The sequence below is a fragment of the Kitasatospora sp. NPDC002551 genome, assembly GCF_040296005.1.
Taxonomy (GTDB): domain Bacteria; phylum Actinomycetota; class Actinomycetes; order Streptomycetales; family Streptomycetaceae; genus Kitasatospora.
The window spans coordinates 299,069-321,338 of record NZ_JBEOWI010000003.1 but is presented as its reverse complement, the minus strand read 5'-3'; the positions used below and the strand labels follow the sequence as shown (position 1 = coordinate 321,338).

Here is a 22,270-nt window from a genome sequence, read left to right as displayed (position 1 = left end):
CCGGGCCACCGCCCGCGAAGGGACGACGACCCCGCCCGCGCGTGGCGGACGGGGTCGGGTCCTCATGTCGCATGCCGACCGCCGAAGCCGCCGGCGGTCACCCTGCCGTCAGGCCGGCAGCACGACCACGCACCGCTGGGGCTCCTCGCCCTCCGACTCGCTGCGCAGACCGGCCGCGGCCACCGCGTCGTGGACGACCTTGCGCTCGAACGGGGTCATCGGGCGCAGCTTGACCTGCTCCCCCGAGCTCTTCACCTGCTCGGCGGCCTGGGCGCCGATGGTCGCCAGCTCCGAGCGCTTGCGAGCCCGGAACCCGGCGATGTCCAGCATGAGGCGGCTGCGCTCGCCGGTCTCCCGGTGGACGGCCAACCGGGTCAGCTCCTGCAGGGCCTCCAGCACCTCGCCGTCCTGGCCGACCAGCCGCTGCAGGGAGCGGTCGTTGCCGTCGCTGACGATGGAGACCAGGGCGCGGTCGCCCTCGACGTCCATGTCGATGTCACCGTCGAGATCGGCGATGTCGAGCAGACCCTCCAGGTAGTCCGCCGCGATGTCGCCCTCCTGCTCCAGGCGGGCGACGAGGCTCTCGTCGGCGCTGGCGGCGGCCTCGGCCTCGACGGCGGAGGTGATGCCTTCCGTCACTGATGGACTCCTTCGGAGATGGGCCCGGGTGGTGGGCCGGTAACGAGGTTCAGGGGGCCGCGGGGCCGGTCCGGAGCGGACCGGTCACTTCTTCTTCGGCCGCTGACCGCCACGCTTGGGCTGCTGCCGGCCGCCCTGCTGGCGGGCCGCACCCGACTTGGCACCCGCCGGACGCGCCGCGGTCTGCTTGGCCGCACCGGTGCCGCCGGAGGTGCCGCTCCCGGCGGGCTCGGCGGGGACGGCGTCGGCGGGCTGCTCGGCCGGGGCGTCCTTGGTCAGGCTCGCCGGCTGGGCGCCGCCGTGCTGGCGCTGCGACTTGGTCTGCTTGCGCGGCTGCTGCCGGCGCGCCTGCACCGACTCCTCGACCACGGCCTCGGCGGTGGCGGCCGACTTCTTCGCGGGGAGCAGGCCGAACAGCGGGCCCTTGATGACCGAGCCGTCCGGGTTCAGCCGGCCGGTCTTCTTCAGCCGGGCCTGGCGCTCGTCCCAGGCCTTGCTGCCCGGCGTCGGGTTGTTGCGGATGACGATCAGCTGCTGGCCCATCGACCAGACGTTGGTGGTCAGCCAGTAGACCAGGACACCGACCGGGAAGTTGATGCCCATCACGGCGAACATGATCGGGAAGACGTACATCAGCATCTTCTGCTGCTGCATGAACGGCGTCTTCACGGTGAGGTCGACGTTCTTCGTCATCAGCTGGCGCTGGGTGATGAACTGCGACAGCGACATCAGGATGATCATCACCGCGACGACGATCTTGACGCTGACGTCGCTGCTGCCGACGAAGGTCGCCGAGAGCGGCGCACCGAAGATGTGGGCCTGCTGCGCGCTGTCCAGCAGGGTGCCGTCGATCACGCCGATCGGCTTGCCGTCGGCGACCTTGGCGAGCACGCCGTAGAGCGCGGTGAAGAACGGCGCCTGCACGAGGATGGGAAGGCAGCTGGAGAACGGGTTGGTACCCGCCTCCTTGTACAGCTTCATCATCTCTTCGGACTGGCGCTGGCGGTCGTTCTTGTACCGCTCCTGGATGGCCTTCATCTTCGGCTGGATCGCCTGCATGGCCCGGGTCGCCTTGATCTGCTTCACGAAGAGCGGGATCAGGCAGATCCGGATGACGACCACCATCGAGGCGATGGCCAGACCCCAGGCCCAGCCACCGTTCGGGTCGAATACGTGGCTGTACAGCGAGTGGAACTGGACGATGATCCAGGACACCGCTGTGTACAGGGGGTTGAGGAAGGAGAAGGTCACCGGTCAGGCTCCTTGGACATTGGGATTGGCCCCATGGGGCCAATGGTCGCCGGGCCCTCGGGGTCCGGACCGGCGGGGGGCGTGATCACCGGCTGTTCGGCGGCGGACCGGCCCTTCAGCCGGTCCCGCAGCCGGCGGTGCCACACCGGATGCTTGCGCGGCGGGACATGATCGACCCCGCCGGGAGTCCACGGATTGCAGCGCAGGATGCGCCACGCGGTCAGCGCCCCGCCCTTCACCGCCCCATGCGTGCGCACGGCCTCGAAGCCGTAGTGCGAGCAGGACGGGTAGTAGCGGCACACCGGACCGAGCAGTGGGCTGATGGTCCACTGGTAGACCCTGATCAGACCCATCAGCAGGTACTTCATCGCCCTGCTCCCGTCGGCGCCGAGGCGGCGTGCTCGGCCTTGAGCAACCGCTTGAGCGCCGCGTCCAGGTCGCGTTCAAGGTCCTGACACGAGGCGGACGCGGCCGGGGGCAGCGCACGCACCACTATCAGGCTACCGGCGGGGAGCCGGGACAGACGATCACGCACGAGATGGCGCAACCTGCGCTTGACCAGGTTGCGGGTGACCGCCGGGCCGACAGCCTTGCTCACGACGAAACCCGCACGCGCCGAAGGAGTCCCCTCGGCGACGTGCGGGCGGGTGTCGCTGGTCCGGTCGGTGCGGTCCCCGGGGGCGTCCTCTCTGGCGAGATGGACGACCAGCAGGGGCCTACCGGCCCGGCGACCGCGTTTCACCGCGGTCGCGAAGTCCTGGCGCCGCCGCAGCCGATTCTCGGAGGGCAGCACAGCAGACTCTGGTGCGGATCAGGCGGAAAGGCTGGCGCGGCCCTTGCCACGGCGGGCAGCCAGGATGGCGCGGCCGGCGCGGGTACGCATCCGCAGCCGGAAGCCGTGGGTCTTCGCGCGGCGACGGTTGTTCGGCTGGAAGGTGCGCTTGCTCACTCGGGGGCTCCTGAGGTGAATCGTAGGATGACGGGGAGTCGCTTGGCCGTCACCGTGCGTCCGCGTGATCTCCCCTGTTTCGGAAATCCGGCCCATCTCCCCAGTTCGGCTGGGGTTTGAGGCAATCCACGGCGCCCGTGCTGCGCGCCTTATGGAGCGGGTGGACCCGCGGACATGCGGCAGCGGCCATCGACAACTCGACCTGGTTACGGTACGCGGGACGGGGCGCGAGGGTCAAACCAGCCGCCTGGAGGCCGTTTACCCACAGCCTGTGGACAACGACTTGATCCGGCTCTGTTCGCTGACTACCGTTGCAGGACTTGTCTGGTTTGTTCATCGGAAAGCGTGCACCAGTGGCTGATGTCAACAGCGACCTCGTCCCGGTCTGGGCGAGAGTCGTCGAGCGGCTGGTCGGCGACCCGGACATCGGGGAGATGGACAAGCAGTGGGTGCAGCGCACCCAGCCCATGTGGATGATGCACGACACCGCCCTGCTGGCGGCCCCCAACGAGCGGGCCAAGCAGGTGCTGGAGGGCCGGCTGCTGCCGCAGCTGACCGAGCTGCTCTCCCGCGAGCTGGCCCGCCCGGTGCGGATCGCCGTGATGGTCGACGCCAACGCCGTGCCGACCACCCCCGCGCCGCAGGCCCCGGCCGAGCCGTACCCGAGCCCGTCCGAGCCGGACGCCGGCGGCTACGGCGGCCCGTCCTACCCGCAGGCCTACGAGCAGGACTACGAGCGCCACCCCTACGACCACGGCGGCTACGAGCAGCCCCCCGCGCCGTACGGTGGCCCGACCGGCGCCCCGGCCTGGCCCGGCTACCAGGAACAGCCGCCGGCCTACCGCGAGCCCGAGGAGCCGGCCCCCCGGCCGCACCGCCCCGTCCCGGCGCCGCCCTCGACCACCCAGGGCGACCTCTTCGGCGGCGCCTACGGCCCCGGCCCGGGCGAGCACCCGCGGACCGCCTCCGGCCGCCGTTCCCCCGGGGCCCGCCCGGCCGCCCGCGGCGGCGAGAAGGCCCCCGCCGAGCGCGCCACCGACCGCCCGGCGGTCCCCGGCGTGCCCGCCCCGCCCGGCGCGCCCCCGGCCGGCGGCAGCCGCAAGGACGAGCCGGCCGCCCGGCTGAACCCCAAGTACCTGTTCGACACCTTCGTCATCGGCGCGAGCAACCGCTTCGCGCACGCGGCGGCGGTGGCGGTCGCCGAGGCCCCGGCCAAGGCGTACAACCCGCTCTTCATCTACGGCGAGTCCGGGCTGGGCAAGACCCACCTGCTGCACGCCATCGGGCACTACTCGCGCAGCCTCTTCCCGGGTACCCGGGTGCGGTACGTGTCCTCGGAGGAGTTCACCAACGAGTTCATCAACTCCATCCGGGACGGCAAGGCGGACACCTTCCGCAAGCGCTACCGGGACATGGACATCCTGCTCGTGGACGACGTGCAGTTCCTGGCCAGCAAGGAGTCCACGCAGGAGGAGTTCTTCCACACCTTCAACACCCTGCACAACGCCAACAAGCAGATCGTCCTCTCCTCCGACCGGCCGCCCAAGCTGCTGACCACGCTGGAGGACCGGCTGCGCAACCGCTTCGAGTGGGGGCTGATCACCGACGTCACCCCGCCGGAGCTGGAGACCAGGATCGCGATCCTGCGCAAGAAGGCGATCCAGGAGCAACTCAACGCTCCCGCCGACGTGTTGGAGTTCATCGCGTCCCGGATCACCCGGAACATCAGGGAGTTGGAGGGGGCCCTGATCCGGGTCACCGCCTTCGCCAACCTCAACCGGGCGCCGGTGGACCTGGAGCTGGCCGGGATCGTCCTCAAGGACCTCATCCCGGGCGGCGACGAGGACGCCGGGCCGGAGATCACCGCCCAGGTGATCATGCAGCAGACCGCCGCGTACTTCGGGCTGGGTGTGGACGACCTCTGCGGATCCTCGCGCAGCCGCGTGCTGGTGACCGCGCGTCAGATCGCCATGTACCTCTGCCGGGAGCTCACCGACCTCTCGCTGCCGAAGATCGGCGCGCAGTTCGGCGGCCGCGACCACACCACCGTGATGCACGCCGACCGCAAGATCCGGTCACTCATGGCCGAGCGCCGCTCGATCTACAACCAGGTCACCGAGCTGACCAACCGCATCAAGAGCTAGCCCGGCGGCCCGCCGCGGGGCGGGCCCGAGGTGGCCGGAAAAGGGCGTCAGGAGCGATCCTGGCGCCCTTTCGGCATATCCACAGGTGTGCACCGCGCGCCGGCCGGGCAGGGATGCGGGTGACGGACGCTCCGCCAGTCCACAGCCCGCGCCGAACATCTGACCGTGGATTCGAACGCCACCGGTGCGCGAGGCGGAAATCCACAGGCGGGGCCGGTTCTCCGTCATCCACAGGCCGGTGCGCCGTGAGTTATCCAGAATTCCTCCACAGGGCGCCCGGCGCTACGCTCTTCCGCGCAGGTCAGGTGCCTGTGGACTTGTGCACAACGGTTATCCACAGGGTGTGGACAATTGGCCGCCCATCAGTGGGCCGTCCGGGTTGTCCACCGGTTGTCCCCAGGCCGGGCGAGGTTATCCCCAGGTTGTCCACAGCTGTGTCCACAGTTCGACAAGCTTCTGCCCTCGTTCATGCCCAGGTGTGAAAGCCGTCACGAAAAGTTGACCGACGCCCGTGGATAACCGGGCCCGGATCTGGGGACAGTGCTGGGGATAACCTGTGGATACCCAGCGTGCCCTGTGGGTAACGCTCCGCCGTCCACAGCGGGCCGTGTTCGTCCACAGGCCCCATCCACACGTCCTGTGGACAAAAAACCGGGTCTGACCTGCGCAAACAGGGTTATCCACGGTTTCCACAGGCCCTACTACTACCACTACACCTATAGACCGCTCGACTGGTTCAAAAGCGGGTGGGGCCGAAATCTGTGGACAACCGCTCCCCGACATCCGTTCGAGTTGCTTCCGCCCGTCTGCCCCGTCTGTCGGTGGAGTACGTCAGACTGTCCTCGGCGACTGGAAGCGGAGCGGCGGAGCTCGGCGGACAGCCGCACCGAAGACCAAGATCAGAAGAACCAGACGTGCGAGCGGGAGCGCTCGATCCAGGAGGCGGTTACCGGTGAAGTTCCGGGTGGAGCGTGACGTCCTCGCGGAGGCGGTGGCCTGGGCTGCCCGCAGCCTCCCGGCACGGCCGCCGGTGCCGGTGCTGGCCGGCCTGCTGCTGACGGCCCAGGACGGCAGCCTGGCGCTGTCCGGCTTCGACTACGAGGTCTCGGCCCGGGTCGAGCTGGAGGCCGACATCGAGGAGGCCGGCACCGTTCTGGTCTCCGGCCGGCTGCTCAACGACATCTCGCGCAACCTTCCCAACAGGCCTGTGGAGATCTCCACCGACGGCCAGCGGGTCAGCGTGGTCTGCGGCAGCTCCCGGTTCACCCTGCCCACCCTGCCGGTGGACGAGTACCCGGCGCTGCCCCAGATGCCGACCGCGACCGGCACCGTCCCCGGCGACGTCTTCGCCTCCGCGGTCAGCCAGGCCGCCGTGGCCGCCGGCCGGGACGACACCCTGCCGGTGCTCACCGGTGTGCGGGTCGAGATCGAGGGCGACCGGATCACCCTGGCCGCCACCGACCGCTACCGCTTCGCCGTCCGCGAGCTGCTGTGGAAGCCCGAGCAGGCCGACATCTCCGCGGTCGCGCTCGTCCCGGCCAAGACCCTGCAGGACATCGCCAAGTCCCTGGGCAGCGGCGACAGCGTCTCCATCGCGCTCTCCTCGGGCGGCGCGGGCGAGGGCCTGATCGGTTTCGAGGGCGCCGGCCGGCGGACCACCACCCGGCTGCTGGAGGGCGAGTTCCCCAAGTACCGCAGCCTCTTCCCGACCGAGTTCAACGCGATCGCCGCGATCCAGACCCAGCCCTTCCTGGAGGCGCTCAAGCGCGTCTCCCTGGTCGCCGAGCGCAACACCCCGGTCCGGCTGAACTTCGAGGAGGGCGTGCTCACCCTGGAGGCCGGCTCCGGCGACGACGCCCAGGCCACCGAGCGGATCGACGCCTCCCTGGAGGGCGACGCCATCTCGATCGCGTTCAACCCGGGCTACCTGGAGGAGGGCCTCAAGGCCATCGACTCCGCCTACGCCCAGCTGAGCTTCACCACCCCGACCAAGCCGGCGCTGCTCAGCGGCAAGGCCGCGGTGGACTCCGAGGCGGACGAGGCCTACCAGTACCTGATCATGCCGGTCCGCCTCTCCGGCTGACCCGGCCCCCGCTCCCGGGCCGGTCCGGCCGCCACCGGTCCGGCCCGGGAGCCGCTCGTCCACGGCTCCGCCCACAGCCCTGTGAACAAACCTGTGGAACCCTCCCCCGCTCGGCCCGACCGCGAGGAGGCCGCCGCGCTCCAGCACGTAGGCTCAAGGAAGCGCGGCAACGGCGCCGCCCGCAGGGACGTCACCACAGGTAAGGATTTGGCTATGGAGCTCGGCCTCATCGGTCTCGGCAAGATGGGCGGCAACATGCGCGAGCGGATCCGCCGCGCCGGCCACACCGTCATCGGCTTCGACCGCAACCCCGACATCTCCGACGTCGAGAGCCTCCAGGAGCTGGTCTCCAAGCTGCAGGGCCCGCGCGTCGTCTGGGTCATGGTCCCGGCGGGCGCCGCCACCCAGGCCACCGTGGACGAGCTGGCCGAGCTGCTCTCGCCCGGTGACGTGGTCGTCGACGGCGGCAACTCCCGCTGGACCGACGACGTCAAGCACGCCGAGGCGCTGGCCGCCAAGGGCATCGGCTTCGTCGACTGCGGCGTCTCCGGCGGCGTCTGGGGCCTGGAGAACGGCTACGCGCTGATGTACGGCGGCGACGCCGAGCACGTCGCCAAGGTCCAGCCGGTCTTCGACGCGCTCAAGCCCGAGGGCGACTTCGGCTCGGTGCACGCGGGCGCCGTCGGCGCCGGCCACTTCGCCAAGATGGTCCACAACGGCATCGAGTACGCGATGATGCAGGCCTTCGCCGAGGGCTGGGAGCTGCTGGAGGCCGCCCCCGAGGTCACCGACGTCCGCGAGGTCTTCCGCAGCTGGCAGGAGGGCACCGTGATCCGCTCCTGGCTGCTCGACCTGGCCGTGCGCGCCCTGGACGAGGACGAGCACCTGGCCAAGCTCAGGGGCTGGGCCGCCGACTCCGGCGAGGGCCGCTGGACCGTCGAGGCCGCGATCGACCACGCCGTCCCGCTGCCGGCGATCACCGCCTCGCTGTTCGCCCGCTTCGCCTCCCGCCAGGACGACTCGCCGCAGATGAAGATGATCGCCGCGCTGCGCAACCAGTTCGGCGGCCACGCGGTCGAGTCGAAGTAGTCCCCGCAGGTCCTCCACAGAAGGCGAGCGCAGTCCACCGTCATGCACGTCGCGCACCTGTCGCTCGCCGACTTCCGTTCCTACGCCCGGGCCGAGGTCGCCCTCGACCCGGGCGTGACGGCGTTCGTCGGCCCCAACGGCCAGGGCAAGACCAACCTGGTCGAGGCGGTCGGCTACGTCGCCACCCTGGGCAGCCACCGGGTCGCCACCGACGCCCCGCTGATCCGGCTGGGCGCCGAGCGCGCGGTGATCCGCACCTCCGTGGTGGACCGGGGCCGCTCCACCCTGGTCGAGCTGGAGATCACCCCCGGCAAGGCCAACCGGGCCCGGATCAACCGCTCCGACAACGTCCGCCCGCGCGACGTGCTGGGCCTGCTGCGCACCGTGCTGTTCGCCCCCGAGGACCTCGCCCTGGTCAAGGGCGACCCGGGGGAGCGCCGGCGCTTCCTGGACGAGCTGCTGACCGCCCGCGCGCCCCGGCTGGCCGGGGTCCGGCAGGACTACGAGCGGGTGCTCAAGCAGCGCAACGCCCTGCTCAAGACCGCCGCGATGGCCCGCCGGGCCGGCGGCGGCAAGGGCGCCGACCTCTCCACCCTGGAGGTCTGGGACGGCCACCTGGCCCGGGCCGGCGCCGAACTCACCGCCTTCCGCCTCCAGCTGGTGGCCACCCTCCAGCCGCTGGTCGAGGCCGCCTACGGGCAGCTCGCGCCGGGCGGCGGCGACACCGCGCTGGAGTATCGCAGCTCCTTCGAGGGGGACCTGCCGACCAGCCGCGAGCAGGCCGAGGAGCAGCTGCTGCAGGCGCTGCGGACGGCCCGCAAGCAGGAGGTCGAGCGCGGGGTCACCCTGGTCGGCCCGCACCGCGACGAGCTGGTGCTCAAGCTCGGCCCGCTGCCCGCCAAGGGCTACGCCAGCCACGGCGAGTCCTGGTCGTTCGCGCTGGCGCTGCGGCTGGCCTCGTACGAGCTGCTGCGCGCCGACGGGGGAGAGCCGGTGCTGATCCTCGACGACGTCTTCGCCGAGCTGGACGCCGCCCGCCGCGACCGGCTGGCCGAGCTGGTGGCCGGCGGCGAGCAGGTGCTGGTGACCGCGGCGGTGGCCGAGGACGTGCCGAAGGCGCTGGCCGGCGCCCGGTACGCGGTCGCCGACGGCGCCGTGCAGCGCGTCGCCGGCTGACCGCGCCCCCACCACGCCCCCCACCGTGCCCGAACCGAGGCCGCCCCACCGTGCCCGACCGCGCCCCACCGGCCGCCGCCGGCGCTCGCACACCCCGCGTCCGTACCCCCGGGAGCGCCGACCCGTGCCGTCGCCGCCCTCCCCGGCTCCCGTACGCTGGACGGCTCACCGTTGTCCACAGGGTGGGGATAAGGAGATCGCCGTGAGCGATTCGGCGGAGCACCCCGAGCCGACCGGTGCCGACCTGGCGCGTTCGGCGCTGCGGGCGGCCCGGGCGCAGGCCCGCCAGCGCGGTGAGCAGGTGCGCGAGAAGCGCGAGGCGAAGCGGCACGGTCTGCGCAGCGGGGCCCGCTCGGACGGCCGCGACCCGGTGCCGCTGGGGGCGGCGCTGACCCGGCTGCTGACCGAGCGGGGCTGGGAGTCCTCGGCCGCGGTCGGCGGGGTGATGGGCCGTTGGCCGCAGATCGTCGGGCCGGACATCGCCGCGCACTGCACGCCCACCTCCTACGACGACGAGGCCGCGGTGCTCACGGTGCAGTGCGACTCCACCGCCTGGGCCACCCAACTCCGCTGGCTGGCACGGCAGTTGGTGGCCCGTCTGAACCACGAGCTGGGGCACGGCACGGTCCGCACCATCAAGGTGCTCGGCCCCGCCGCCCCGGTGCGCGGCTACGGCCGGCTGCGCGCCCCCGGCAGCAAGGGGCCCGGGGACACCTGGGGATAGGCGCGGGGGTGCCGGGGTGGAGCGGACCGTGATCCTCCGGAACCCCTGACGGCCCTGCCAGGCGGTCTCAGCCCCCCGGGCGAGTATCGGGACATGTCCCGAGGGGATTCAGGGCGGCATTTCTGCCCTCAGAGGCTGCCAAACGCCCATCGATGTCAGTCGTACCGGTAGACTGGGGACCAAACACTGTTGCTAGTGGCAACCGAGTCGAAACGCCGTGGTCGCACGCCCGCCCGCAGAGGGAGCGGGGATGCGGCCCGCGCTGTGCCAGAGAGGGCGCTTCGTGGCCGATTCCGGCAACCCCAGCCAGATCCCAGACCAGACCGACCAGTCCGACAGGTCGTACGACGCGAGCGCCATCCAGGTGCTGGAGGGCCTCGACGCCGTCCGCAAGCGCCCCGGCATGTACATCGGTTCGACCGGTGAGCGCGGCCTGCACCACCTGGTGCAGGAGATCGTGGACAACTCCGTCGACGAGGCGATGGCCGGGCACGCCGACACCATCGACGTGACCCTCCTGGCCGACGGCGGCGTGCGCGTGGTCGACAACGGCCGCGGCATCCCGGTCGGCATCATGCCGGGCCAGGGCAAGCCGGCCGTCGAGGTCGTGCTGACGGTTCTGCACGCGGGCGGCAAGTTCGGCAACGGCGGCTACGCGGTCTCCGGCGGTCTGCACGGCGTCGGCGTCTCCGTGGTGAACGCGCTCTCCACCCGGCTCGCGGTGGAGATCCACACCGACGGCCACCGCTGGACGCAGGAGTACAAGGCCGGCACCCCGACCGCCCCGCTGTCGCAGCACGAGGCCACCGAGCGCACCGGCACCAGCGTCACCTTCTGGGCCGACCCGGACATCTTCGAGACCACGGTCTACTCCTTCGAGACGCTCTCCCGCCGGTTCCAGGAGATGGCGTTCCTCAACAAGGGCCTGACCATCGCGCTGACCGACGAGCGCCCCGAGCACGTCGACGAGGAGGGCAAGCCGCTCTCCGTCACCTACAAGTACGACGGCGGCATCGCCGACTTCGTCGCCCACCTCAACTCCCGCAAGGGCGAGGTCGTCCACCCCTCGGTGATCGACTTCGAGGCGGAGGACAAGGACAAGGCGATCTCGGTGGAGATCGCCATGCAGTGGAACTCCTCGTACACCGAGGGGGTCTACTCCTTCGCCAACACCATCCACACCCACGGCGGCGGTACCCACGAGGAGGGCTTCCGCGCCGCGCTGACCGGCCTGGTCAACCGCTACGCGCGGGACAAGAAGCTGCTCCGCGAGAAGGACGACAACCTCTCCGGCGAGGACATCCGCGAGGGCCTGACCGCGATCATCTCGGTCAAGCTCGGCGAGCCGCAGTTCGAGGGCCAGACCAAGGACAAGCTGGGCAACACCGAGGCGAAGACCTTCGTCCAGAAGGTCGTCCACGAGCACCTGAACGACTGGCTGGACCGCAACCCCAACGAGGCGGCGGACATCATCCGCAAGTCCATCCAGGCCGCCACCGCGCGCGTCGCCGCCCGCAAGGCCCGCGACCTCACCCGCCGCAAGGGCCTGCTGGAGTCCGCCTCGCTGCCCGGCAAGCTCAGCGACTGCCAGTCCAAGGACCCGGCCGAGTGCGAGATCTTCATCGTCGAGGGTGACTCCGCCGGCGGCTCGGCCAAGCAGGGCCGGGACCCGCGCATCCAGGCGATCCTCCCGATCCGCGGCAAGATCCTGAACGTCGAGAAGGCCCGGATCGACAAGGTGCTGCAGAACACCGAGGTCCAGGCGCTGATCTCGGCCTTCGGCTGCGGCATCCAGGAGGACTACGACGAGTCCAAGCTCCGCTACCACAAGATCGTGCTGATGGCCGACGCCGACGTCGACGGCCAGCACATCCGCACCCTGCTGCTGACCCTGCTGTTCCGCTTCATGCGGCCGCTGGTCGAGGCCGGCTACGTCTACCTGGCGATGCCGCCGCTGTACAAGATCAAGTGGGGCAAGGACGACTTCGAGTACGCCTACTCCGACCGCGAGCGCGACGCGCTGATCGCCGCCGGGGTCGAGGCGGGGCGCCGCCTGCCGAAGGACGACGCGATCCAGCGGTTCAAGGGTCTCGGCGAGATGAACGCCGAGGAGCTCCGGGTCACCACCATGGACCAGGCCCACCGCCTGCTGCTCCAGGTCACCCTGGAGGACGCCGCCCGCGCCGACGAGCTGTTCTCGATCCTCATGGGCGAGGACGTCGAGGCCCGCCGCTCCTTCATCCAGCGCAACGCCAAGGACGTCCGCTTCCTGGACGTGTGACGCCTGCCCGCAGGCCCCGCACGTACCAGTCCGCGTGAAAGGAAACTGACCACCAGTGGTCGACGACAACCGTCCCGAAGGCGAGCAGCCCGAGACCCCCGAGGCCGCCGCGGTGGCCCTGCGGATCGAGCCGGTCGAGCTCGAGACCGAGATGCAGCGCTCGTACCTCGACTACGCGATGAGCGTGATCGTCAGCCGGGCCCTGCCCGAGGTGCGCGACGGCCTGAAGCCGGTGCACCGCCGCGTGCTGTACGCGATGTACGACGGCGGCTACCGCCCCGAGAAGGGCTACTACAAGTGCGCCCGCGTCGTCGGCGACGTGATGGGCAACTACCACCCGCACGGTGACACCTCGATCTACGACACCGTGGTCCGCCTGGCCCAGCCGTGGTCGATGCGGATGCCGCTGGTGGACGGCAACGGCAACTTCGGCTCCCCGGGCAACGACCCGGCCGCGGCCATGCGCTACACCGAGTGCAAGATGGCGCCGCTGGCGATGGAGATGATGCGCGACATCGACGAGGAGACCGTCGACTTCGCGCCGAACTACGACGGCCGCTCGCAGGAGCCCACCGTCCTGCCCGCGCGCTTCCCCAACCTGCTCGTCAACGGCGCCACCGGCATCGCGGTCGGCATGGCCACCAACATCCCGCCGCACAACCTGCGCGAGGTCGCCTCCGGCGCGCTCTGGTACCTGGAGAACCCGGAGGCCTCCCACGAGGAGCTGCTGGACGCCCTGATCGAGCGGATCAAGGGCCCGGACTTCCCCACCGGCGCGCTGATCGTCGGCCGCCGCGGCATCGACGACTACTACCGCACCGGGCGCGGCTCGGTCACCATGCGGGCCGTGGTCGAGGTCGAGGAGATCCAGGGCCGCCAGTGCCTGGTGATCACCGAGCTGCCCTACCAGGTCAACCCGGACAACCTCGCGCTGAAGATCGCCGACCTGGTCAAGGACGGCAGGGTCGCCGGCATCGCCGACGTCCGCGACGAGTCCTCCTCGCGCACCGGCCAGCGCCTGGTGATCGTGCTCAAGCGCGACGCGGTCGCCAAGGTCGTGCTGAACAACCTCTACAAGCACACCGACCTGCAGACCAACTTCGGCGCCAACATGCTGGCCCTGGTCGACGGCGTGCCGCGCACCCTGTCGCTGGACGCCTTCATCCGGCACTGGGTCAACCACCAGGTCGAGGTCATCGTCCGGCGCACGACCTTCCGGCTGCGCAAGGCCGAGGAGCGCGCCCACATCCTGCGCGCGCTGCTGCGCGCCCTGGACATGATCGACGAGGTCATCGCGCTGATCCGGGCCTCGGCGAGCGCCGACGCGGCCCGCACCGGCCTGATGGAGCTGCTGTCGATCGACGAGCTCCAGGCCAACGCGATCCTGGAGATGCAGCTGCGCCGGCTGGCCGCCCTGGAGCGCCAGCGGATCACCGACGAGCACGACGAGCTGCAGCGCAAGATCGACGAGTACAACACGATCCTGGCCTCGCCGACCCGCCAGCGCGGGATCATCTCCGAGGAGCTCACCGCGATCGTCGAGAAGTACGGCGACGAGCGGCGCTCGACCCTCATCCCCTCCGACGGCGACCTCTCCATCGAGGACCTCATCGCCGAGGAGGACATCGTCGTCACGATCACCCGCGGCGGCTACGTCAAGCGCACCCGTTCCGACCTCTACCGCTCGCAGAAGCGCGGCGGCAAGGGCGTGCGCGGCGCCCAGCTCAAGCAGGACGACATCGTCGACCACTTCTTCGTGACGACGACCCACAACTGGATCCTGTTCTTCACCAACAAGGGCCGGGTCTACCGCGCCAAGGGCTACGAACTGCCGGACGCCGGGCGCGACGCCCGCGGCCAGCACGTGGCCAACCTGCTGGCCTTCCAGCCGGACGAGCACATCGCCCAGGTGATGGCCGTCCGCACCTACGAGGACAAGCCCTACCTGGTCCTCGCCACCCGGGCCGGCCTGGTGAAGAAGTCCCCGCTGAAGGACTACGACTCCCCGCGCTCCGGCGGACTGATCGCGATCAACCTGCGCCAGGACGAGGAGGGCCGGGACGACGAGCTGATCGGTGCCGAGCTGGTCTCCGCCGAGGACGACCTGCTGCTGGTCTCCAAGAAGGCGCAGTCGATCCGCTTCACCGCCACCGACGAGGCGCTGCGCTCCACCGGCCGCGCCACCTCCGGCGTCAAGGGCATGGCCTTCCGCGAGAACGACGAACTGCTCTCGATGAACGTGGTCCGTCCGGGCACCTACGTCTTCACCGCGACCGACGGCGGTTACGCCAAGCGCACCGGTGTGGACGAGTACCGTGTCCAGGGACGCGGCGGCTACGGCACCAAGGCGGCGAAGATCGTCGAGGGCCGGGGCTCGCTGGTCGGCGCGCTGGTCGTCGACGAGACGGACGAGATCATGGCGATCACCCTGTCCGGAGGAGTGATCCGCACGAGGGTTTCCGAGGTTCGTGAAACCGGACGTGACACCATGGGCGTCCAACTGATCAACCTGGGCAAGCGCGATGCGGTCGTGGGCATGGCCCGCAACGCGGAGGCCGAGGACGACGAGTCGGCGGAGGACGAGGTGGCGGGCACCGAGTCCACCGCGGTGGCCGAGGGTACGGAGCCGGAGTCCGGCGGGGAGACCACCCGGGACTGACCCCGTACCGCGTCGGCCGGTACCGTCACGTCCGTACACGACGTGGCGGTACCGGCCGCCGACCAGTTCCGGGCAATCCCGCCGGGCGCTGGGTGACGAGTGACGAAGCAGGGCGGTGCGTCCGTCCTGGTGGGAAGTGCGGGAGGACCAGTGAGTGGAGCCACGGGTGCTGCGGGAGGCGCCGCCGGCGGCCGTCCGGGCGCAGCACAGGGCGGCGGGGCGTACGGCGTTCCGCAGCCGCCGGCCGAGCATCCGTCCGCGTCCACCTCGCTGATGCCGCCGGTCGGCGGGGCGGGCCAGGGCGGGACGTACGGCGGCCAGCCGACGCCTCCGGCGCCGGGTGCCGCGGCGCCGGGCGGGAGCGGCTTCTCGCAGCCGACGACCTACGCCAAGGGGCAGCCGACCCCGCCCCGGGGCACCCGGGTCGGCGGCGGCAACACGCCGCCCGGCGGGACGCCCGCCGCGGGCACCCGCCGTCCGGCCGCCCCGCCGGCCTCCGGCACCCTGGGCCGGACCAGGAAGGCCCGCCTGCGGGTGACCAAGGCCGACCCGTGGTCGGTCATGAAGGTCAGCTTCCTGCTGTCGCTGGCGGTCGGGATCATCATCATCGTGGCGGCCGCGGTGCTGTGGATGACGCTGGACTCGCTCGGCGTCTTCGACTCGCTCGGCAAGACCCTGAAGGACGTCACCGGCTCGGACACCAACGGCGGCGGCCTGGACATCATGGACTACGTGGGCTTCGGCAAGGTGATGACCTTCACCTCGCTGATCGCGGTGGTCGACGTGGTGCTGCTGACCGCGCTCTCCACGCTCTCGGCGTTCATCTACAACGCGGCGGCCGGCTTCACCGGCGGCATCGAGCTCACCCTGGCCGAGGAGGACTGATCGCCCGGGCGTGACCCGGGATCAGTTACCGCCACGGGCGGGGGCCTTCCGTCCGCGGACGGAATCAGCGGGCCCCACCGGCTGTTGCAGCCGGTGGGGCCCGTCGGCATTTCGGGTGACAGCCGCAGGGCGCGGCGTGCCGCCCGGACGGGCCGGGGGCGCGGTGGGCTTAGCTTGGTCCGCCCGTGCCGCGTCACCCGGTCGCCGCGGGCCTCCCCGGTTCCCGCCGGACGGGTCCGGGACGGCTTGCTCAGGCACGGCGGGACGGAGGCGCGCGATGGCGGAGCTCGCAAGGCGGTTGGTCGAGGCCCTGGACGGGCTGCTGGGGATCCCGGTGCCGCTGCGGGTGCGGGCCTGGGACGGCAGCGTCGCCGGACCGCCGGGGGCGCCCACCGTGGTGCTGCGCAACCGCCGGGCACTGCGCCGGCTGCTCTGGCACCCGGACGAGCTGGGCCTGGCCCGGGCCTACGTCTCGGGGGACCTGGAGGTCGCCCCGGGCACCGACCTGTACGACGTGCTGCGGGCCGTCGCGCACTTCGCCGAGCGTCCGGAGATCCGCCGGCTGCGGCTCGGTCCCGGGGACGTGCTCGGCGTGCGGGGCCGCCGGGTGATGGGCGCGCTGCTGCGGGCCGGCGCGCTGGGCCCCGAGCCGGCGCCGCCGCCGGAGGAGGCCCCGGTGGGCCGGGGGCGGCTGCACAGCCGCGGCCGGGACCGCGCCGCGATCCACCACCACTACGACGTCGGCAACGACTTCTACGCCCTGGTGCTGGGCTCGTCGATGGTCTACTCGTGCGCCTACTGGGAGCCCGCCGCGAAGAGCCTGGAGGCGGCCCAGGAGGCCAAGCTGGACCTCGTCTGCCGCAAGCTCGGCCTGCGGCCCGGGATGCGGCTGCTGGACGTCGGCTCCGGCTGGGGCTCGCTGGTGCTGCACGCGGCCCGGCACTACGGGGTGACGGCGGTCGGCGTCTCGATCTCCGAGGAACAGGTCGCGCTGGCCCGGCGGAGGGTCGAGGAGGCCGGCCTTTCGGACCGGGTGGAGATCCGGCTCCAGGACTACCGGGAGATCCCGGACGGACCGTTCGACGCGATCTCCAGCGTGGGCATGGCGGAGCACGTCGGGGAGGCCCAGTACCGGGTGTACGCGCAGGGCCTGTACCGGCTGCTGGTGCCCGGGGGACGGCTGCTCAACCACCAGATCGCCCGCCGCCCCGATCACCCCGGTGAGCCGTACCGGCCCAGCCCGTTCATCAACCGCTACGTCTTCCCGGACGGCGAGCTCTCCCCGGTCGGTTCCACCGTCTCCCGGCTGGAGGAGGCCGGCTTCGAGGTGCGCGACGTCGAGTCGCTCCGCGAGCACTACGGGCTGACCCTGCGTGAGTGGGTGGCCAACCTGGAGGCGCGCTGGACGGAGGCGGTCGGGCTGGCGGGGCGCGGCCGGGCGCGGGTCTGGCGGCTCTACATGGCGGCCTCCGCGCTGGCCTTCGAGGAGAACCGGATCGGGGTGAACCAGGTCCTCGCGGTGCGCACCACCGCCGGGGGTGCCGCGCACCTCCCGGCGACCCGCGCGCAGTGGCTGGCCGCCCCCGGCTCCGGGACCGGCACCGCCTCCGACCTGCCGGTCCCGCAGGGCCCCGGCGGGGGCCCGGCCCAAACGGATTTGGGGGATCGGGGATCGGTCCGCTAATCTTTCAGTGCGGCAAGGGGCTATAGCTCAGACGGTTAGAGCGCTTCCCTGATAAGGAAGAGGCCACAGGTTCAAGTCCTGTTAGCCCCACCACCGCGAAGGGCCCGGAGCGATGCTCCGGGCCCTTCGGCGTTTTCCGGTCGCCGGTTCCCGGAACCACGGGCGCCGCCCGGGTGTTCTACCGGTGAGGCCGGGGTCCGCCCCGGCGGTGTGCGTCCGACGGTGGAGGCGGTGACGCCATGGGCCTGGTCTTCGCGATGACCATCCCCGGCCTGGTCTGTCTGCTGGTGGTGCTGGCCTTCGTCGACCAGCTGGCGCTCAGGGCGCGCCGGTCGCGCCTGGTGCCGTGGCGGGGGACCGGCCGGGAGGGGCAGATCTCGGCGACCGGCTTCGAGCAGCTGCACGCGCAGTTCGCGGCCGGCAAGCAGCACCAGCTCGACGAGCGGCAGAGCTCCCTGATGCTGCGCGACGAGGAGGACGACGGGGCCCCGCCGCGCACCCGGGTGGACCTGGCGTCCGGGGTGGCGGTGGTGGTGTCGCAGGCCGGTTCCCCGGCCGGTTCGGAGCCCGGTTCCGGGCCCGGTCCGGCGGCCGGTTCCGGGTCCGGCGGGCGGGAACGGTGAGGGCTTCGCGCGGGCTCCGCGCCGGGCCGACCGTACGACAGGAGGTGTGGCGTCAATCCTCCGGCCGGACCGGTCGGTTGGAGGCAGCGGTGGCTGGTCACGATTGGGACACCGGTGTGTATCATCGGCCGCAAGGGCAGTCCGGCATCCCGACCGCCCGTTCGTGCTCGTAACACAACCACGGACTCGTCGGCCCGATCGGAACGATCGGCGCCCGGCTGCTGAGTCCGTCAACGCAAGAAGGACGAGGTCCCGCGGTGAAGAAGCTTCTCCTGGTCGCCCTGGTCGCCCTCGGCGGCTTCTTTGTCTACCGTCAGGTCCAGGCGGACCGCGCCGAGCAGGACCTGTGGACCGAGGCCACCGACCCGGTTCCGGCCGGTCGCTGAGGCCCACGGCGATCTGACGATCGACAGTCTTCGGAGGCGCCGCGCGGCGCCTCCAGGGCCGGCCGGCCCGGTCGGGTGACCGGGTCGGCCGGAGGTTCCGGCCCCGCACGGCAGCAGTGCCGGGACGGGGCACCGGATTCGTACCGGAACCGGGTACGCTAGTGTCCGTCGGTGCGCCCAGTGCCGCCCCGGGGCTTTAGCTCAGTTGGTAGAGCGCTGCCTTTGCAAGGCAGATGTCAGGAGTTCGAGTCTCCTAAGCTCCACAGTTATTTCCACCGTGTGTGGACGGCGACCGGCCGCTGACCTGAATCCTGGTCAGCGGCCGGTCCGCGTTCTCAGTGCGGTTCGCGCGGGTCCCGCTGTTCGGAGCCGTCCTCGGCGGGCGCGTCGGCCGGTGCGGGGCCGCCGGTCTCCGGGGAGCCGTTCAGCGGGGTGTCCGGGTCGGTGCCGGAGGCGTGCGCGCCGGTCGGACGGGCCACGGACGGGGGCTCCACCAGCCACTCCGGGTTGCTGCGGTGCCGCCACCACTGCCAGGTGGCGATGCCGCTGCCGATCGCGATCACCCCGGCCACGGCCAGCCCGGTCGCCCAGCCGGCCCGGCGCGACCTGCGGGCGTTGCGGGCCGCGAGGTCGCTGATCTCGGCCGAGGTGACGTTGCCGCGCATGGCGGTCAGCGCGGCCGCGCCGCGGGTCTGGGCCTCCTGGGCGACCGGGACGACGGCCGCGCGGGCCTCCTCGACGGCGTGCACGACCCTGGGGGCGACGGTGCACCGCGCCTGGTCGGCGATCCGGGACGCGGAGTGGCGGGCGGCCAGGGCGGCCTCCTGGGTCCGGTGCAGGGCCTTCAGGGCGTTCTCCTGGGCCTCCGGCGGCAGGCTGGCGAAGGCGTGACCGACCTGGGGGGCGATGTGCCGGTCGTACTGGACGCGGACGGTGTGGGCGGCCTGGGCGGCCTGCTGCCGGGCGTTGTCCGCGAGGTTGCCGGCCGTCGTTCGGGTCGAGTCCAAACGGGTCACGAGTCTCTCCTCCTGGTGGCGTCCTTTATGCACTTATCCACCTGAATGCTGATCATGCATGCGGATTTGTCCGGTGGCATGCCGGAGTGGGCCGTACGCGGGGTGCGCTGGGCCGGTGGGAGGGACGAGTGGGCCGTTCGGCCGGGGGTATGGCCGCAGTAGGCTGGCGGTTCCGGCGGGTCCCCGTCGGGAGCGCGCACGTGTCGTCGCAGCAAGTCGTGGCAGAAGGGATAGCCGATGCTCCCGGACGAGTCGAGGCCGCCGACCGACCCGGCCCCCGGAGCGGGTGGCGCGAACGGGCTGTCCCGGTGCTACCGGCACCCCGAGCAGGAGACCGGCATCGGCTGCTCGCGCTGCGGCCGGCCGATCTGCCCGCAGTGCATGGTGAACGCCTCGGTGGGCTTCCACTGCCCGGAGTGCGTCAGCGAGGGCGGCCGCCAGGTCCGGCGGGCCACCACCCGGTTCGGCGGGCGTCCGGCCGCGGACGGCGCGCTGGTCACCAAGGCGCTGATCGGCATCAACCTGGTGGTCTTCGTGCTGGCCGCCTACGTGCTCACGCCCTGGCTGGCCTTCGACCTCGAACTGCGCAGCTTCTCGCCCGACCGGATCTACCCGTACGCCAACGGCGTCGCCGAGGGCCCGGAGCAGTGGTACCGGCTGCTGACCGCCGTGTTCCTGCACACCGCGCCCTGGCACATCGCCACCAACATGCTGGTGCTCTGGGTGCTGGGCCCGCAGCTGGAGGCGGCCCTGGGCCGGGCCCGCTTCCTCGCGCTCTACCTGCTCTCCGGCCTGGCCGGCAGCGCCTTCGCCTTCCTGCTGGCCGGCGACGGGATGCGCTCGCTGGGCGCCTCCGGGGCGGTCTTCGGCCTGCTGGGCGCGACCGTGGTGCTCTACCGGCGGGTCCGGGCGCCGCTCGGGCCGATCGTCGCGCTGCTGGTGTTCAACCTGATCGTCACCTTCTCGGTGCAGGGGATCGACTGGCGCGCGCACCTCGGCGGCCTGATCGCCGGGATGCTGACCGCGGCCGGGCTGATGTACGCGCCGCGGGCCCACCGGGCGACCGTGCAGGGGCTGACGCTGGTGGGGGTGGCCGGCCTGGTGCTGGCGATGGTGCTCGTCGGGACGGCCGCCTACGGGTGATCCGCCCGCACCGGACCCGCACGGGCGTCCGGTGCCCGCACGGTTGTCCACAGCAGGTGCGCGGTTGTGCACAGGTGGTGCGAACGACTCCTCGCGGACGCCTGTTCTACGCGTGTCCTGCTGTGCGTATCCGGCAGGTGACGGAAAGGTGCGCGGCGGTGCGGAACGCGCCCCCTGCGCGAGTTATCCACAGGCCCGTGCGACTTTTCCCCACTGTGGATAACCATGTGGATAAACATGAGATCGGATGGTCGCGCACGGGCATCGCGGGTGGGCGCCCGCCGTCCGGGCACACCACGGCGCCGCCCCGGGACGGACCGTCCGGGGCGGCGGTGAAGGAGCTCAGGGCAGCAGCCCCGGCGTCACTTCCACTGGGTGGAGACGCCGAAACCCGCCGCGATGAAGCCGAAGCCCACCAGGATGTTCCAGTTCCGCCAGCTCTCCACGGGCCAGCTGCCGCTGGTCACGTAGTAGGTGACGATCCAGACCAGACCGACCAGGAACAGCGCCAGCATCAGTGGGGCAACCCAGCCGCGGCCCGAACTGATCTTCACCGTCGCCGTGGTCGGCGGGGTGTAGTCGGACTTCTTGCGGAGTCGAGACTTCGGCACGAGGAGCTCTCCTGTCGATGCGCTGTGACCGCGCAGGGGTTCACGGTGGTGTGGCGGCGTCCGTTAGCGTAGTGGTTCGGCGGGTCCGAAGGAGATAAGGGTACGGTGCCTAATTTGTCGATTCCCCCTCGGCCGGCCCGTACCCAGGCCTCCGGCACCCGAATTGTCGGACGTGCCCTGACCTGCGCCGTCTTCGCGCTCGCCGGACTGCTCTTCTACATCAGCGCGCAGACCGCGCGCGGCACCGACCTGCGCACCGACAACTCGCTGCTCAGCCTCTCCGACGTGATACGGCAGCGCAGCGCGCAGAACCAGCAGTCCCAGGCCCAGCTCGCCGACCTCCAGGAGCGGGCCCAGCGGCTCACCGACCAGCAGGGCAGCCCCGCCGACGCCGCGCAGCTCACCGCCCTGGAGCAGGCCGCCGCCCTGGACCCGCTCCAGGGCCCCGGCCTGACCGTCACCCTCAACGACGCCCCGCCGAACGCGACCGCGCGCGTGCCCGGCGTGCGCGAGCCGGACGTCAACGACCTGGTCATCCACCAGCAGGACATCCAGGCCGTGGTCAACGCGCTCTGGCGGGCCGGCGCCGAGGGGGTCCAGGTGATGGACCAGCGGCTGATCTCCACCAGCGCCGTGCGCTGCGTCGGCAACACCCTGCTGCTCCAGGGCCGGGTCTACTCGCCGCCGTACGTGGTCAAGGCGGTCGGGAAGACCGACGCGCTGCGCGCCTCGGTGGAGGCGGACCCGACGATCCGCAACTACCTGCAGTACGTACAGGCGTACGGCCTGGGGTGGAAGGTGCAGGAGAGCGGCGACCTCTCGCTGCCCGGTTACTCGGGAACGGCCGACCTGCGCGCGGCCACCGGCCAGCAGTAGACCGGCGGGACGGCCCTGCCCGGAACGGGGCGGGGTCTACGCTTGACCCCA

The 22,270-nt window shown here is 71.5% G+C and carries 20 protein-coding genes and 2 tRNA genes; 15 read left to right on the top strand and 7 right to left on the bottom strand.

The annotated features are described in order from the left end of the window. Positions 1–108: 108 nt before the first annotated feature. From ABT093_RS05395 to rpmH, 5 genes are all read right to left on the bottom strand, one after another. Complete coding sequence (locus ABT093_RS05395; protein ID WP_350560590.1) at positions 109–639, bottom strand: Jag family protein; 531 nt, start codon at positions 637–639, stop codon at positions 109–111. An 84-nt stretch (positions 640–723) separates the two neighbouring features. Further along, positions 724–1,890 carry a membrane protein insertase YidC gene (yidC, locus tag ABT093_RS05390; RefSeq protein WP_350560588.1) on the bottom strand — a complete coding sequence of 389 codons (1,167 nt, stop codon included), beginning with the start codon at positions 1,888–1,890 and terminating at the stop codon, positions 724–726. Continuing rightward, the gene (gene yidD, locus ABT093_RS05385; protein ID WP_350560586.1) at positions 1,887–2,258 is read right to left on the bottom strand and encodes a membrane protein insertion efficiency factor YidD; all 372 of its coding nucleotides are present in this window, start codon (positions 2,256–2,258) and stop codon (positions 1,887–1,889) included. The genes yidC and yidD overlap by 4 nt, the downstream gene beginning before the upstream one ends. Continuing rightward, positions 2,255–2,683 carry a ribonuclease P protein component gene (gene rnpA, locus ABT093_RS05380; protein ID WP_350560584.1) on the bottom strand — a complete coding sequence of 143 codons (429 nt, stop codon included), beginning with the start codon at positions 2,681–2,683 and terminating at the stop codon, positions 2,255–2,257. Before rnpA ends, yidD begins: the two co-directional genes overlap by 4 nt. Positions 2,684–2,701: 18 nt before the next feature. After that, positions 2,702–2,839: a 50S ribosomal protein L34 gene (rpmH, locus tag ABT093_RS05375; protein ID WP_030059672.1), complete on the bottom strand. Its 138-nt coding sequence runs from the start codon at positions 2,837–2,839 to the stop codon at positions 2,702–2,704. Between the two features lie 353 nt (positions 2,840–3,192). Here rpmH and dnaA point away from each other — a divergent pair, with 353 nt between their 5' ends. The 13 genes from dnaA to ABT093_RS05310 all read left to right on the top strand — a co-directional run bounded on the left by dnaA (position 3,193) and on the right by ABT093_RS05310 (position 18,836). After that, positions 3,193–4,983, top strand: a complete 1,791-nt coding sequence (gene dnaA / locus ABT093_RS05370; protein WP_350560582.1) for a chromosomal replication initiator protein DnaA — start codon at positions 3,193–3,195, stop codon at positions 4,981–4,983. 952 nt (positions 4,984–5,935) lie between these two features. Further along, positions 5,936–7,066 (top strand): DNA polymerase III subunit beta, encoded by a 1,131-nt coding sequence (gene dnaN, locus ABT093_RS05365; protein ID WP_350560580.1) that lies wholly within the window; start codon positions 5,936–5,938, stop codon positions 7,064–7,066. Between the two features lie 93 nt (positions 7,067–7,159). Continuing rightward, entirely contained in the window at positions 7,160–8,155 is a 996-nt protein-coding gene (gene gnd, locus ABT093_RS05360; protein WP_502884127.1) for a phosphogluconate dehydrogenase (NAD(+)-dependent, decarboxylating), read from the top strand. Positions 8,156–8,197: 42 nt separating this feature from the next. Then, positions 8,198–9,331 (top strand): DNA replication/repair protein RecF, encoded by a 1,134-nt coding sequence (gene recF / locus ABT093_RS05355; RefSeq protein ID WP_350560576.1) that lies wholly within the window; start codon positions 8,198–8,200, stop codon positions 9,329–9,331. 196 nt (positions 9,332–9,527) lie between these two features. Continuing rightward, positions 9,528–10,055, top strand: coding sequence for a DciA family protein (locus ABT093_RS05350; protein ID WP_376086692.1), 528 nt, complete (start codon positions 9,528–9,530; stop codon positions 10,053–10,055). A gap of 250 nt (positions 10,056–10,305) precedes the next feature. Next, the gene (gyrB, locus tag ABT093_RS05345; RefSeq protein WP_350560572.1) at positions 10,306–12,336 is read left to right on the top strand and encodes a DNA topoisomerase (ATP-hydrolyzing) subunit B; all 2,031 of its coding nucleotides are present in this window, start codon (positions 10,306–10,308) and stop codon (positions 12,334–12,336) included. 55 nt (positions 12,337–12,391) lie between these two features. Next, positions 12,392–14,995: a DNA gyrase subunit A gene (gyrA, locus tag ABT093_RS05340; RefSeq protein ID WP_350560570.1), complete on the top strand. Its 2,604-nt coding sequence runs from the start codon at positions 12,392–12,394 to the stop codon at positions 14,993–14,995. A gap of 150 nt (positions 14,996–15,145) precedes the next feature. Then, a complete protein-coding gene (locus tag ABT093_RS05335; protein WP_350560568.1) occupies positions 15,146–15,880 on the top strand; it encodes a DUF3566 domain-containing protein in 735 nt (244 codons plus the stop codon). Positions 15,881–16,157: 277 nt separating this feature from the next. Next, a complete protein-coding gene (locus tag ABT093_RS05330) occupies positions 16,158–17,564 on the top strand; it encodes a class I SAM-dependent methyltransferase (protein WP_350560566.1) in 1,407 nt (468 codons plus the stop codon). Positions 17,565–17,580: 16 nt separating this feature from the next. Beyond that, positions 17,581–17,657 (top strand) — tRNA-Ile (locus ABT093_RS05325). Between the two features lie 146 nt (positions 17,658–17,803). After that, positions 17,804–18,187, top strand: coding sequence for a DUF6191 domain-containing protein (locus ABT093_RS05320; protein WP_350560564.1), 384 nt, complete (start codon positions 17,804–17,806; stop codon positions 18,185–18,187). A 257-nt stretch (positions 18,188–18,444) separates the two neighbouring features. Continuing rightward, complete coding sequence (locus ABT093_RS05315; protein ID WP_014137031.1) at positions 18,445–18,573, top strand: DLW-39 family protein; 129 nt, start codon at positions 18,445–18,447, stop codon at positions 18,571–18,573. Between the two features lie 190 nt (positions 18,574–18,763). Beyond that, positions 18,764–18,836, top strand: a tRNA-Ala gene (locus ABT093_RS05310). A gap of 72 nt (positions 18,837–18,908) precedes the next feature. Here ABT093_RS05310 and ABT093_RS05305 read toward each other — a convergent pair. Continuing rightward, on the bottom strand, positions 18,909–19,589 hold the full coding sequence (locus ABT093_RS05305) for a DUF5324 family protein (RefSeq protein ID WP_350560562.1): 681 nt from the start codon (positions 19,587–19,589) through the stop codon (positions 18,909–18,911). Between the two features lie 237 nt (positions 19,590–19,826). On the opposite strand from ABT093_RS05305, the gene ABT093_RS05300 reads away from it, so the two are divergent. Next, on the top strand, positions 19,827–20,732 hold the full coding sequence (locus ABT093_RS05300) for a rhomboid family intramembrane serine protease (RefSeq protein WP_350560560.1): 906 nt from the start codon (positions 19,827–19,829) through the stop codon (positions 20,730–20,732). A 362-nt stretch (positions 20,733–21,094) separates the two neighbouring features. Here ABT093_RS05300 and crgA read toward each other — a convergent pair whose 3' ends face one another. After that, on the bottom strand, positions 21,095–21,343 hold the full coding sequence (gene crgA / locus ABT093_RS05295; protein WP_350560558.1) for a cell division protein CrgA: 249 nt from the start codon (positions 21,341–21,343) through the stop codon (positions 21,095–21,097). Positions 21,344–21,457: 114 nt separating this feature from the next. Here crgA and ABT093_RS05290 point away from each other — a divergent pair, with 114 nt between their 5' ends. After that, positions 21,458–22,219: a DUF881 domain-containing protein gene (locus ABT093_RS05290; RefSeq protein WP_502884126.1), complete on the top strand. Its 762-nt coding sequence runs from the start codon at positions 21,458–21,460 to the stop codon at positions 22,217–22,219. The last annotated feature ends 51 nt before the right edge of the window (positions 22,220–22,270 follow it).

Excerpts from the sequence above, each read along its gene's own strand:
- ABT093_RS05300 (WP_350560560.1), top strand. The coding sequence starts at position 19,827 with ATGCTCCCGGACGAGTCGAGGCCGCCGACCGACCCGGCCCCCGGAGCG.
- gyrB (WP_350560572.1), top strand. The coding sequence starts at position 10,306 with ATGCGGCCCGCGCTGTGCCAGAGAGGGCGCTTCGTGGCCGATTCCGGC.
- ABT093_RS05330 (WP_350560566.1), top strand. The coding sequence starts at position 16,158 with ATGGCGGAGCTCGCAAGGCGGTTGGTCGAGGCCCTGGACGGGCTGCTG.
- yidD (WP_350560586.1), bottom strand. The coding sequence starts at position 2,258 with ATGAAGTACCTGCTGATGGGTCTGATCAGGGTCTACCAGTGGACCATC.
- ABT093_RS05320 (WP_350560564.1), top strand. The coding sequence starts at position 17,804 with ATGGGCCTGGTCTTCGCGATGACCATCCCCGGCCTGGTCTGTCTGCTG.
- recF (WP_350560576.1), top strand. The coding sequence starts at position 8,198 with ATGCACGTCGCGCACCTGTCGCTCGCCGACTTCCGTTCCTACGCCCGG.